Raw genomic sequence first — 12,154 nt, 5'->3', positions numbered from 1 at the left:
GCCTAATCGACAAATTGATAATAGACTTCATTCTGCTTAATCATGCCAAGTTCATATCGAGCTTGTTCTTCAAGGGCTTGATCCCCACTTTTTAACTCTTTGATATCTGCTTCCAAAGCTTTATTTCTGGCAGCTAATTTATCGTTTTGATTTTTATGAGCCTCCAGTTTTTTTTCGAGTTTAATCCATTGGATGATATTTCCATCACCTAGCCATAGCTTATGTTGTAAAGCAACTAAAGCAATAATTAAGACAATGAATATGGGGCGCATAGAATTTTCTATTGAAGAATGTATCTAATGACTATTGTAGTATCTTATTACCACGAGGAGCAATATGTGTTCAGGCTATATAGTATTAAATTTTTTATCGAACTGATTTTAAATTGTATTTTATCTATATTATCCTTGATTTAAATTTGGGCTGATGCCGAGTTCTATTCAACACTCAACACCCTCCCCCAACTTAAACATAAATAATGCTGAAAGCTTGAACTCACCTTTTTAGTATGTTTTTTCCAGCATAGGGTAAAGACGCCAATTCATTTATCCTCAATAGCTGATTATATTTCGCAGTCCTGTCTGTACGACACAAAGATCCGGTTTTAATTTGACCACAACCACTGGCAACTGCAAGATCAGCAATGAAGGTATCTTCTGTTTCTCCTGAACGATGGGACATTATACACCGGTATCCATTTTCATATGCGAGCTTTATAGCCTGCCTGGTTTCACTTAAAGTACCTATTTGATTGACTTTAATTAATATGGCGTTAGCAACTCCTTGAGCAATACCTTCTAGTAGAATTTGGGGATTAGTAACAAATAAATCATCTCCGACGAGCTGAATTTTATTTCCCAAATGAGTGGTTAATTGCTTCCATCCTGACCAGTCTTTTTCATCCAGGCCATCTTCAATACTGACTATGGGATAACTAGAAATGAGATTTGCATAGTATTCTATGAGTTGATAGGCATCAAATTTTTGATTTTCAGAATGCATATGATAAAAACCCTCATTAAAAAGCTCGGAAGCCGCAACATCCAGGGCAAATACAATGTCTTCTCCCAATCGAAAGCCTGCCTTTTCAGTTGCTTCGCTAAGGAGATCCAGCGCCTGACGATTAGATTGAATATTAGGTGCAAAACCACCTTCATCACCAACAGAAGTATTTAATCCTTGCTTTTTTAACACAGATTTCAGTACATGAAAGATTTCAGTTCCCATTTGTAATGCTATTGGAAAATCAGGGGCGCCAATTGGCATGATCATAAATTCCTGAATATCCACATTATTATCAGCATGAGCACCTCCATTGAGAATATTCATCATAGGAACGGGCATGATCATCATCTCGCTCTGATTAAGTGCCATATGCAATGGCTGATTAAGAGATAATGCTCTTGCTCTGGCACATGCCAGAGAAGTAGCTAACATAGCATTAGCTCCCAGATGAGATTTGTTTTCTGTATTATCTAATTGGCATAAAATGCGGTCCAAATTCTCCTGATCCTCAACTGTCAATCCTTGTAATGCCTGATTTATCTCGTTATTAACGTGTTTAACTGCTTTTTGTACGCCCTTGCCAGCGTATCGCTTTGGATCATTGTCTCTAAGTTCACATGCTTCCCGGCTTCCTGTTGAGGCTCCTGAGGGAACGCTTGCTCTTCCTATAACACCTGTTTTTAGTATAACGTCTGCCTCAATGGTAGGATTACCGCGAGAATCTAATATTTCACGTGCCTGAATTTTATGTATGTGCATGGTCTTTCCTAATCTTTCTTATATTTATTAATTTAAATACATACCACTTTAAGGTTTATAAGCGCTTTAACTAATGGCATTAGTGGCAAACCAAGAATAGCATCCTCGCTTCCTTGTACTTCCTTAAATAACCACTTCCCTAGACCTTCATATTGATAAGCACCGCAACTCTGATAAGGTTTTTCCGCTTGTAAATAAGCTTCAATTGTTTTTTCACTTAGATGATGTAGTGTCAGAGTAGCCGTTTCATGGTATTGCCAAAGTATTTTGCTCTCTTTAACAATACACAGGCAAGCAATTTGTTGATGTTGCTTCCCGCTTAATTCTCGCAAATGTCTTACAGCTGTGTGATGATTCAGTGGTTTGTTAAATACTTTTTTATCAGCGACACATAATTGATCTGCGGCAATGATATAATGCTCTGGGTAATGTTGGCTTACATCCAACGCTTTAATTTTAGCCAGGGTAATCCCTAACTCAATGAGTTCGTCAGAGTTATGCCTTGTTTTAATTTCCTCTTCGTTACAATTCGATGGTACTACAAGAAAATCCAGACCCAGAGAGTTCATGAGTTTAAGTCTTATGGTCGAAGAGGAGGCAAGAATAATCGGTTTTTGTTGTAAAAATTTAGACATAGATGGCCACCGATGCCATGAGCAAAAAGCCTATGATTACAAAGCTGAAGTCACTTAAATTACAGCAACGCTCCACCATGACGCAGCGCTCCAAACCATGCAAGGTTCCCAAATAGAGAAAAGTACCGGCGGATGCCGCAATCAATATAGGGTCAAATAAAGAGTTAGTTTCCACGCCATGGCCAAAATACCAACCAAAGTAAATGCCCAAAGGTGTCATAAGACTAAAAAAGAAAAAGAACACCATACTTTTTCGGGTGCTCATGGAACTTTTGTTTAATTGAATAGCAATGGCCAAACTTTCTGCCCACTTATGTGTGATGATCGCTAAAAAAAGCATAATGACCATGGAGTTGTATTGGGTAAAACCTAAAGCAGCTCCCAGCATAAGTGAATGAACAGAAAGCATTGCCCAGGCAAGTATCGCGAAAGCAGGATGTTCTGCATCATGATGGTGGTATAGTTCTTTTCCTAAATGTTCAAACCACAAGAAAATAAGGAATACTACTCCGGTAATAATAAACGCAAAGGGATAGTTATACCCCATCTCTTTAAATAAGGCGTTTGATTCAGGTAGCATGTGAAGAAGTGCTGCGCCCAGAAAAACGCCTGTGGCCAAAGTTTCACCTATGGGAAAATCAATGTGTTTATCGTCTTTAATTCGCTTTTTGAATGGGTACCAGCCTGCAATGAGAATGACTATATATATTGAAACAGCAAAAATTATTTTTAAACTGGTTGCGGACAACATGAAGTCTTCCTACTTTAAAATGCGTATATATTATCCTGAAATGACTAATCGAATCTACAGGGCACAGAAGTATTAAACTGTTAAAATATAGCAATTCTTTTATGCCTTCCGGGTATTAGTTTGATGGATGATGCATCGCTTCATGCAAGCCAAAGAGACGCACCTCCTCTATATCGATTTGTGATTTCAGGGTTGAGACTACTCGATTATGCAATTTTTTCCATTGATTAAAATCATTTGAACAAAAAATATCCAAACTCATTTTTCCATTTAAATAATGTATATTCCAAAATAAAACCTGCGGAAAATCATAGCAAATGTCATTAAAGAATTTTTCCTGGAGTATTGCCCTGTTTGGTAAATGCAAGGATGGACATGAAATTTCATCGTCTTCAGGGTCAACATGGACAATCACATCTTTGACGCAATCAATTTTTTTTACCAGAGTATGATGCACATGTTGGGCAATGTAGTGCCCTTCGGAAACGGATATTTTGGGTGAAACCAGTATATGGACATCAATGAGCACATCACTACCCATAAACCGGCTTCTCAGTTGGTGAATACGCTTTACTCCGTCGATGCTTTGTATAACTCGTTCAATTTGAGAAAATAATTCTGCATCAACCGCAGTGTCTACCAATTCCTTGACACTGTTCCAGCCATAGCTCCACCCCATTTTTATAATCATCAAGCTTACGATGACGGCGGCAATAGCATCGAGATAAACAAGCCCTGCCAAGCTGCCGATTAATCCAATCAGCACCACTATGGATGAAGCGGCATCTGATCGATGATGCCATGCATTCGCAGTGATTAATTGGGAGCTAATCTTCTTTCCTACATGGCGGGTATAGTGAAATAAAGCTTCGTTTGCGATGATTGAGAAGCAAACTATTGGAATCGATAACCAGTTTGGCATGGTATGGTCTGATTTAAGCAATTCATCAAGTGCATCCCAGGCAATACCACAGCCTGCCAGAATTAGTAAAAGGGAAAGCAATAAAGTTGCTGCCGTTTCGATTCTTTGATGGCCATATGGATGAGAGTCATCGGCGCTGACGCTTCCATATTTTGAAGCAAATACAACCATCACATCAGTAATTAAATCTGAAATGGAGTGGACCCCATCCGCAATGAGAGCATGAGAATGATATAAAAAACCACCAATCATTTTGACAACACCGAGTAAGGCATTAATAAAAGCACCGATAAGGGTAACTTTTTTAGCTTGCCAATACCTGTCATGGGGGTACATTGCTGTTCCTTTTTCAATCACAAAAATAATTTGGATTTTTGTAAATAAAAATTAGAGGATAAACTATAGCATGTTATAGTGTGAGTTCCTATTTATCTTGGGTTATCAATTATTAGAACTCAGTCGACAATAGGAAAAATCAAGTACCCAGGATCAAGCATTCCAGCTTTAAATTCAATAAATAACTAAAGTGTCTTTAAAATATTCAAAATTATTGTTTGTCAATTAATCTAATTGTAATACATATAAACAAACCTATTTTAATCAATCAGATAGTTATTTGAATTTACAGCGATTGAATATTTAATTTTTATTTTGAAGCATTTAGGAATCAAACATGAGTGCTAATGAAAATGTTTTAATGCAAGAGTTAAAAGAAGTTCTGAAAATGAAAATTCATCCCCAACCACTTTTAACAAAAGAAGAACAACATCAAATCGTTGTATACTTAGCGGAAATAAAAGAGTTCTATAACTTAAATTCTATCTTTGATTTTTTTGGGGTAGAAAATTGTGGTGCGCAACATGGGCGATTATTCTTTCATGACTCAGAAAAGAATTCATCGAGGGATTTGACTAAACTCTTCAAATTAAATAAGGCATTGTTAAATGATCTAAATGAGAAAATTGAGCGGGTTACTATCGAATACAGCAAAGAAAATTATGATTATATCTGGAACCAGATCATCTTCTCTATTTAAAACTGCTGGAACATAATCAGCATTGGCAGAATTTTTGGGAAAAAGAGTCACAACTTCTGGATGAAGCCAAATTGCATAAAGCGAAACAACTTGTCTGTGGCGCGATATGTTTTAAACTATTTTCTCTGTTCTCGGCCAATTCCATAGAAAAGATGAGCCATCCTACTGTTAAAACCTTTATTAAATTGTCTAATTGTATCGATTTTGAAGATATTCGAAAAGAAATGCATAATCGATTGCGTAGTGAAATTTTAGAGGATATTAAAATTGCAACTGTGGCAAAAAAGAATTCCAAACTGACATATAATTCATTATATGCCAAAGCAAACCGGGATGCTCATTTCTACGCTTTGAACTCAGAGGAGAAGGCTTTAACTATAATTGCAGGAGTTGCAGATGCCTGTTTGGGAAATAATATCTATTTTAAATTATTAATGGAAAGTATTGTGAAAGCAAAGAAACAATTTCCTGTTGAGGATTTTAATGCAAAAATCCGAGTGATACTTGATGAATTACAAGTTAAAAATAAGATCCCTCAAAAGTATGAAAAAAATTTCAGGAGTTTTATGAAACTCAAGATAATAAAAAAGCATTGAAAAAAATTTTGTCATTACCTCAGATTTCTTCAGTAGGTTTGACTTTTTATCACTCTAAAAAAAGAGAGGATTTTTCTAATGAAAATTCAAGCTCTTATCCTCATAGACCTTAGTTTAATGAATGATATTAATACTGATGCTGCGGAGTTGTTTATGCATAAACTTTGGGAGTTTTGAAAAATACTAATTTTAGTACCATTAGTTTTGGGTTTCATAGGCTTAAAACCTATACAACAATGAAAAAAAATATTTGTTGATTTCACCTGGAAGCAAATTGGAAAGTTCTGAATCAGTTAGAAAATAGACTGATTTTACAAGGTGTTTTGCATTCTGTTCACAGGATTATCCACAGATTTTGTGGATAAATATATTTGAGTGAATTAAATTAAAAAAGCCAGATAACCTTTGCATGAAAAGGGCTATAGAAATTTCAATAGCAAAATTAGAAAGAGTTTTGTGCAATTAATTTTTAAAGTTATCCACAGGGATAAGAGGAAATGAATTTTATTTCTGGCTCACTCATGTTAGCAAAGAAAAAAATAAAAAACAGTCTTGACTTCAATAATTTTAATTATTTTTTAACTTTGCAAAAATTGTTCAAAATCGCCTAGCCATCGTTGTGTAATTTGTCTGGCGATTGTTGGTTTTTCCATCACCAGTTGTTTTGCAATTGGGTGTAAAATAGTGAAGAGGGTTTTATCGCGTTGTAAGTTAGCTATTTTAAATTGTCTAAAGCCAGTCTGTCTGGTCCCTAATATTTCTCCTGAGCCCCTTAACTCCAAATCCTTTTCGGAGATCAGAAAACCGTCTGTTGTTGAACGCATGATCTTTAGACGTTCAGCACCTTGATGTGATAGGGGGGATTGATAAAGTAAAAGGCAGTGAGATTGATTATTACCTCTGCCGACGCGTCCTCGTAACTGATGTAACTGCGACAAACCAAGTCTCTCTGCATTTTCAATGATCATTAAACTGGCATTAGGAACATCAACACCTACTTCTATAACGGTAGTTGCTACCAATAAATCAAGCTCGCCTTGTTTAAAAGCCGCCATAGTAGCCTCTTTTTCAAGTGTTTTCATCCTCCCATGAACAAGACCTACACGTGCGAAAGGGAGCTGTTCTTGTAGTTTTTTTGAGGTATCTGTTGCTGTCATGCATTGCAACTTTTCAGACTCTTCTATAAGAGTGCATACCCAGTAAGCTTGTTTGCCGTTGGCGATTGCTGCTTGCAAACGTTCAATAATGAGTTCACGCTTATCCTGGTTCAACACAGCTGTTGTAATTGGCATACGGCCAGGTGGTAGTTCATCGATGACCGATATATCCAAATGGGCGAAATGAGACATTGACAGGGTCCTTGGAATAGGGGTGGCTGTCATTAATAATTGATGAGGGATTAATTGGTTTAATTGCCCTTTTTGTTGTAGAAGGAGCCGTTGTTCTACTCCAAATCGGTGTTGTTCGTCAATAATGGCCAAACCCAAATGAGCAAACTCCACTTGCTCCTGAAATAAGGCATGAGTTCCAACGATGAGCTGACAGCTATTGTCCTGTAGGGCTGCAAGCGCATTTTTTCGTTCTGTGGTTTTCATTTTACTACTCAGTCTTAATACATTAACACCGATAGGTTTTAACCATTTACTGAGATTATTAGTGTGTTGTTCGCTTAATAAATCGGTTGGTGCCATAAAGGCAACCTGGAATCCTTGTGAGATGGCTTGAAGGGCGGCTAGCGCTGCGATAATGGTTTTACCTGCCCCAACGTCACCCTGTAACAAGCGAAGCATGGGTTTGCTTTGAGCTAAATCATGGCTGATTTCTTTAAAAACTCTTTGTTGTGCTTTTGTAAGAGTGAAGGGCAATGATTCGATAAAGCGTGTATGGATAGCCTTATCAAGAGGTATAGAAGGAGCTTGAAGCTTGCTACGCGATTGTCTCGCAAATTGCATGCTGAGTTGTTGTGCCAGCAATTCATCAAATATTAACCGCTTGAGGGCAGGATGTTCGCCTGTTTCCAGGTTAGAAAGGGAGATGTCCGGCGGAGGGTTATGCAGTAATTTAATAGATTCGCCCAGATCATAAAAATTGTTTTCCTGTAATTGTTTTTCACTCATCCATTCCAATTGATGAAGTTCATGTTCACATTGTTCCAAGGCTATTTTAACTAACTGTCTTAATCGGGTTTGAGTTAAGCCTTGAGTTGTTGGATAAATTGGCGTAAGTGTTTCTTCCACGTGGAAGTCTGATTCCTGGTCAAGTAATTGATACTCAGGGTGAATCATCTCCAAATGGTTGTTAAATCCGCGTACTTCGCCAAAAGCTCGAATCATGGTGCTGTTATTCAAAGACTGAACTTGCTGCTTATTGAAATGAAAAAAGCGAAGCTTAACTACTCCTGTTTTATCTTCTACATAACAATTTAACATCATCCTTTTGCCGTATTTAATTTCAGTTTTGCATACATGGCCTGCGATAACACACCATTCATTAGAGCGCAAATCCTGAATTGGTGTTATCCTGGTTCTGTCTTGATATTTATAAGGCAAGTGGAAAAGCAGGTCTTGTATGGTGAAAATCCTGTATTTAGCGAGTTTTGCTGCAATGGTTGGGCCAACACCAGTTAAATATTCACAAGAGTTACTCAGCACGGTATTATTTAAGATTAAAAATTTAATAATAACAGGAAAATATATTCGTTGCGACTTGAGTTATCATTCTGGCAATTTTGCCCAAATCATTACCAAGTTACTTGTTGCTTGCGAGTATCTATTCGTCAGAGATGGAGTGCAATTGGATGAATCGTATTATAACGTTTACGGCGGCTTTGATACTGGTTTGGATAACAGGTTATTTATTAATCGCAGGAAGAGGATTATTAATTCCAATTGTTATATCCATTTTTGTTTGGCACCTGTTGAATACCATTAATAGTGGTGTACAGAAAATTCCTTTCATCGGCACACATCTCCCGTCCTGGATAAGCATGATTTTATCTTTGTTTGTTGTTGTTTGCCTGGTAATGATTCTTATTAACATCATTACCAATAATGTCAGTGATGTAATTGCCGCATCTCCCAGGTATCAGGAAAATTTACTGCATATATTTAACAATCTGGATCAACGATTTCATGTTAAGGGTATTTTCGATTTCGACAGTTTAATTCAAGGATTAAGTATTCAGAGTATGCTTGTTAATATTTATGGAGTTTTTACGACTATAACCAGTTCCGCTGTGCTGATTTCATTATATGTTGTGTTTCTATTTGTTGAGCAGCATTATTTCACTCAAAAGATGGATGCTTTTTTTCCACAGGAAGAGCACAGGAAACTGGTTAAAAACATTATCTCGCATATTACAAAAGACACTCAAACTTATCTGGGTATCAAAACTTTGTTGAGCTTGCTCACTGCCACGTTGAGTTGGTTTATTATGAAATGGGTTGGTTTGGATTTTGCCGAGTTTTGGGCATTATTAATTTTCTTTTTAAATTACATCCCCAATATAGGAGCTATTGTAGCAACTGCTTTTCCGGCAGCACTTGCCTTGATTCAATTTGAAAGCTGGTGGCCGTTTTTGGAAGTGACTTCCGGAATAGTAGCTATACAGTTTTTCGTAGGCAATTTTTTAGAGCCTCGTCTGTTAGGTAAATCATTAAACTTAAGTCCCTTAGTGATATTGTTTGCTTTGGCTCTATGGGGTGCCATTTGGGGGGTACTAGGCATGTTTCTGTCTGTGCCTATCACGGTAATGATGATGATTATTTTTGCGCACTTTGATGTGACAAGACCCATAGCCATTCTGCTTTCTCAAGATGGTTATATTCATAAGTCCTATGAATCTCTTGAAAATTAATGAGCTATTGATATTTCTGTTGTTGTAGTGATGATCTCCTGGATTGAGAGCCTTTCCATATGGTATGAAAAAGAGCATAATAGCGGTATTTTTGACGGATAAATGAGAAGTATGAAAGCTATAATCGAATATCTTTTGAAACAAGCATTAATTAATCTGCAACAATCAGGCGAAATGCCAATTGATTTGGATATTGAAATAAAAGTTGAGAATGCTAAAGATCCTGCCCATGGTGATTATGCGACTAATTTGGCCTTGGTATTAGCCAAACCATGCCGACAGTCACCTAAAATATTAGCCGAGCGACTGGTTGCAGCAATCCCTTCGGATCCGTCTGTAGAGAAAATTGAGATAGCAGGGGCAGGATTTATTAATTTTTTTATGCGTAGTACGGCACGTTCACTCATTATTTCTGAAGTTTTGAACAAAGGTAATGAGTTTGGCCGAGGTAATTTAGGACAGAGTCAGAAAGTATTGATTGAATTTGTTTCTGCTAATCCCACTGGCCCTTTGCATGTAGGTCATGGAAGAGGAGCTGCTTTCGGAGCAACTTTGGGGAATGTTTTAAAGGCTGCTGGGTATGATGTGACTTTGGAATATTATGTCAATGATGCTGGCAGGCAAATGAATATCCTTGCTGTTAGTGTGTGGTTGCGCTACCTGGAGTTGGCAGGTGAGCCTGTTGTGTTTCCAACGAATGGCTATAAAGGTCAATATGTTTATGAGATTGCACAAGTGATGTGGTCCGAGCAGGCTAATCGATTGGTATATCCATGGACTTCGGTAGTAGACAATTTACCTGCTGATGAACCCGAGGGTGGAGATAAGGAAATTTATATCGATGCGATCATTGCGCGGGCGCAAACCTTGCTGGGCAAAGAAGGGTTTGCAAATTTTCATCAACACGCTTTGAAAACAGTATTGGACGATATAAAAGACGATTTGCAGGCGTTTGGTGTAAATTTTGACAATTGGTTTTCTGAACAATCGTTATTTGAGGACGGCTCTATTGAAAAGGGCATTCAAGCCTTGAAAGACAGAAATCATACTTATGAGAGAGAAGGCGCCTTATGGTTTAGGGCAACTGATTTTGGTGATGAAAAAGATAGAGTATTAGTCCGCGCAAATGGACAAACGACTTATTTTGCTTCTGATGTTGCTTATCATTGGAATAAATACGATAGAGGTTTTGATCGGGTCATTGATATTTTTGGTGCTGATCATCATGGCTATGTCACAAGAATTAAAACAGCAGTTAAGGCATTAGGGCATGATGAAAGTGCACTGGATGTTATTTTGGTTCAGTTCGCTATTCTTTATCGAGGCGGTGACAGGGTGCAAATGTCTACTCGTAGCGGTTCATTTGTCACTTTGAGAGAATTAAGAGAAGAAGTAGGAAATGATGCTGCCCGTTATTTTTATGTGGCCAGAAAGCCTGAACAACACATGGATTTTGATCTGGATTTGGCAAAATCCGAATCCAGTGACAATCCTGTTTATTATATTCAATACGCACATGCCCGTATCTGCAGTGTATTGAGGCAGTTAAAAGAAAGGGGATTGAAGTGGGATAAGGATATGGGGCTTAAAAATCTTGATTTATTGGAGCAACAACATGAGACCACATTAATTTCTCTGATTGCTCGATATCCTGAAGTGATCCAATCTGCTGCCGCTTCTTGCGAGCCGCATCAGCTTGCTTACTATTTAAGGGAACTAGCCAATGGATTACACAGTTATTATAATGCGATCCAGCTATTATGCGAGCAAGAACAATTACGATGTGCTCGTTTGTGTTTGCTGGAGTCGGTGCGACAGGTTTTAAATAATGGTTTGGCTATATTAGGTGTATCAGCTCCTGAGAGTATGTAATGGCAAAAGATTATGGAAATAGGCGTACTTCACGTCGCAACAAAGGACCACACCAGTTTTTGGTCATTATTATGACTTTTTTGTTTGGATATTTAACAGCTTCTTTTCTTGATGTACAAACGATAAGTCAATGGGTGAATACTCAGGTTTTAGCTCAACATGATGCTGAAAAAGCGCCAACTAAAGTGGCGCAAGAACATAAACAAGTGCCTCCTAAACCTAAATTTGAGTTTTATACATTATTAACGAATGAAAGAGGGTCGGCACCTCAGGCAGCTAGTCAGCAAAATACAGACAATCATGCGGCAGACAAGTCATCAACTCCAACACAAAAGAATACTAGCACTGTCACTGCTGCTGTCAATACCACAGTGAAATCAACGATAGCTAATTCAACACCACAAACCTCAGTGAAGGTGGCAGAGGCAAAACCAACAACTCCACAACAACTTAATAAAGGAGCTTATTTGGTTCAAGTTGCTTCTTTTAAAGCACGCCAGGATGCAGAACAAATGAAGGGGATGTTAATCCTTAAAGGCTTTGATGTCAGTGTGGTTCCAGTCACTCAAGCACAGGGAAATTGGTTCCGGGTAGTGGTAGGTCCCTATCCAAATAAGGCGTTGGCTCAAAAAGCACAAATAAACCTTGCCAAAACAGAGCATCTGAACGGTATGGTGCGAAGCGTTGGAGGATGAGTGTTACTCATTTAATCATGGAAGGTT

General features: G+C 37.8%; 11 protein-coding genes. 5 read left to right on the top strand and 6 right to left on the bottom strand.

Annotation, left to right across the window (positions count from 1 at the left end):
• Window positions 1–2: 2 nt before the first annotated feature.
• From ftsB to OQJ02_RS09785, 5 genes are all read right to left on the bottom strand, one after another.
• Entirely contained in the window at window positions 3–272 is a 270-nt protein-coding gene (ftsB, locus tag OQJ02_RS09805) for a cell division protein FtsB (protein WP_265718989.1), read from the bottom strand.
• Window positions 273–495: 223 nt separating this feature from the next.
• The gene (gene eno, locus OQJ02_RS09800; RefSeq protein WP_265718988.1) at window positions 496–1,764 is read right to left on the bottom strand and encodes a phosphopyruvate hydratase; all 1,269 of its coding nucleotides are present in this window, start codon (window positions 1,762–1,764) and stop codon (window positions 496–498) included.
• Window positions 1,765–1,796: 32 nt separating this feature from the next.
• Window positions 1,797–2,399, bottom strand: a complete 603-nt coding sequence (locus tag OQJ02_RS09795) for a Maf family protein (protein ID WP_265718987.1) — start codon at window positions 2,397–2,399, stop codon at window positions 1,797–1,799.
• Complete coding sequence (locus OQJ02_RS09790; RefSeq protein ID WP_265718986.1) at window positions 2,392–3,150, bottom strand: ZIP family metal transporter; 759 nt, start codon at window positions 3,148–3,150, stop codon at window positions 2,392–2,394. The genes OQJ02_RS09795 and OQJ02_RS09790 overlap by 8 nt, the downstream gene beginning before the upstream one ends.
• 115 nt (window positions 3,151–3,265) lie before the next feature.
• Window positions 3,266–4,408, bottom strand: a complete 1,143-nt coding sequence (locus tag OQJ02_RS09785; RefSeq protein WP_265718985.1) for a cation diffusion facilitator family transporter — start codon at window positions 4,406–4,408, stop codon at window positions 3,266–3,268.
• A gap of 337 nt (window positions 4,409–4,745) precedes the next feature.
• Between OQJ02_RS09785 and OQJ02_RS09780 the strand changes: the two genes are divergently transcribed.
• Together OQJ02_RS09780 and OQJ02_RS09775 are read left to right on the top strand one after the other, a co-directional pair.
• Window positions 4,746–5,108, top strand: a complete 363-nt coding sequence (locus tag OQJ02_RS09780; RefSeq protein WP_265718984.1) for a hypothetical protein — start codon at window positions 4,746–4,748, stop codon at window positions 5,106–5,108.
• A 71-nt stretch (window positions 5,109–5,179) separates the two neighbouring features.
• Window positions 5,180–5,704 (top strand): hypothetical protein, encoded by a 525-nt coding sequence (locus OQJ02_RS09775; RefSeq protein ID WP_265718983.1) that lies wholly within the window; start codon window positions 5,180–5,182, stop codon window positions 5,702–5,704.
• Between the two features lie 578 nt (window positions 5,705–6,282).
• Here OQJ02_RS09775 and recG read toward each other — a convergent pair.
• Window positions 6,283–8,355 carry an ATP-dependent DNA helicase RecG gene (recG, locus tag OQJ02_RS09770; protein ID WP_265718982.1) on the bottom strand — a complete coding sequence of 691 codons (2,073 nt, stop codon included), beginning with the start codon at window positions 8,353–8,355 and terminating at the stop codon, window positions 6,283–6,285.
• A gap of 146 nt (window positions 8,356–8,501) precedes the next feature.
• Between recG and OQJ02_RS09765 the strand changes: the two genes are divergently transcribed.
• The 3 genes from OQJ02_RS09765 to OQJ02_RS09755 all read left to right on the top strand — a co-directional run bounded on the left by OQJ02_RS09765 (window position 8,502) and on the right by OQJ02_RS09755 (window position 12,127).
• The gene (locus OQJ02_RS09765) at window positions 8,502–9,560 is read left to right on the top strand and encodes an AI-2E family transporter (RefSeq protein WP_265718981.1); all 1,059 of its coding nucleotides are present in this window, start codon (window positions 8,502–8,504) and stop codon (window positions 9,558–9,560) included.
• Between the two features lie 111 nt (window positions 9,561–9,671).
• Window positions 9,672–11,432 carry an arginine--tRNA ligase gene (argS, locus tag OQJ02_RS09760; protein ID WP_265718980.1) on the top strand — a complete coding sequence of 587 codons (1,761 nt, stop codon included), beginning with the start codon at window positions 9,672–9,674 and terminating at the stop codon, window positions 11,430–11,432.
• Window positions 11,432–12,127, top strand: a complete 696-nt coding sequence (locus OQJ02_RS09755; protein ID WP_265718979.1) for an SPOR domain-containing protein — start codon at window positions 11,432–11,434, stop codon at window positions 12,125–12,127. Before argS ends, OQJ02_RS09755 begins: the two co-directional genes overlap by 1 nt.
• The last annotated feature ends 27 nt before the right edge of the window (window positions 12,128–12,154 follow it).

Origin of the sequence: Legionella sp. PATHC032 (assembly GCF_026191185.1) — a bacterium.
In the GTDB taxonomy this organism is placed as follows: domain Bacteria; phylum Pseudomonadota; class Gammaproteobacteria; order Legionellales; family Legionellaceae; genus Legionella.
This window is presented reverse-complemented; position numbering and strand designations above follow the sequence as displayed.

Bases quoted from the DNA above. Each gene is read 5' to 3' on its own strand.
- ftsB (WP_265718989.1), bottom strand. From the start codon at position 272: ATGCGCCCCATATTCATTGTCTTAATTATTGCTTTAGTTGCTTTACAA.
- eno (WP_265718988.1), bottom strand. From the start codon at position 1,764: ATGCACATACATAAAATTCAGGCACGTGAAATATTAGATTCTCGCGGT.
- OQJ02_RS09795 (WP_265718987.1), bottom strand. From the start codon at position 2,399: ATGTCTAAATTTTTACAACAAAAACCGATTATTCTTGCCTCCTCTTCG.
- OQJ02_RS09790 (WP_265718986.1), bottom strand. From the start codon at position 3,150: ATGTTGTCCGCAACCAGTTTAAAAATAATTTTTGCTGTTTCAATATAT.
- OQJ02_RS09785 (WP_265718985.1), bottom strand. From the start codon at position 4,408: ATGTACCCCCATGACAGGTATTGGCAAGCTAAAAAAGTTACCCTTATC.
- OQJ02_RS09780 (WP_265718984.1), top strand. From the start codon at position 4,746: ATGAGTGCTAATGAAAATGTTTTAATGCAAGAGTTAAAAGAAGTTCTG.
- OQJ02_RS09765 (WP_265718981.1), top strand. From the start codon at position 8,502: ATGAATCGTATTATAACGTTTACGGCGGCTTTGATACTGGTTTGGATA.
- argS (WP_265718980.1), top strand. From the start codon at position 9,672: ATGAAAGCTATAATCGAATATCTTTTGAAACAAGCATTAATTAATCTG.
- OQJ02_RS09755 (WP_265718979.1), top strand. From the start codon at position 11,432: ATGGCAAAAGATTATGGAAATAGGCGTACTTCACGTCGCAACAAAGGA.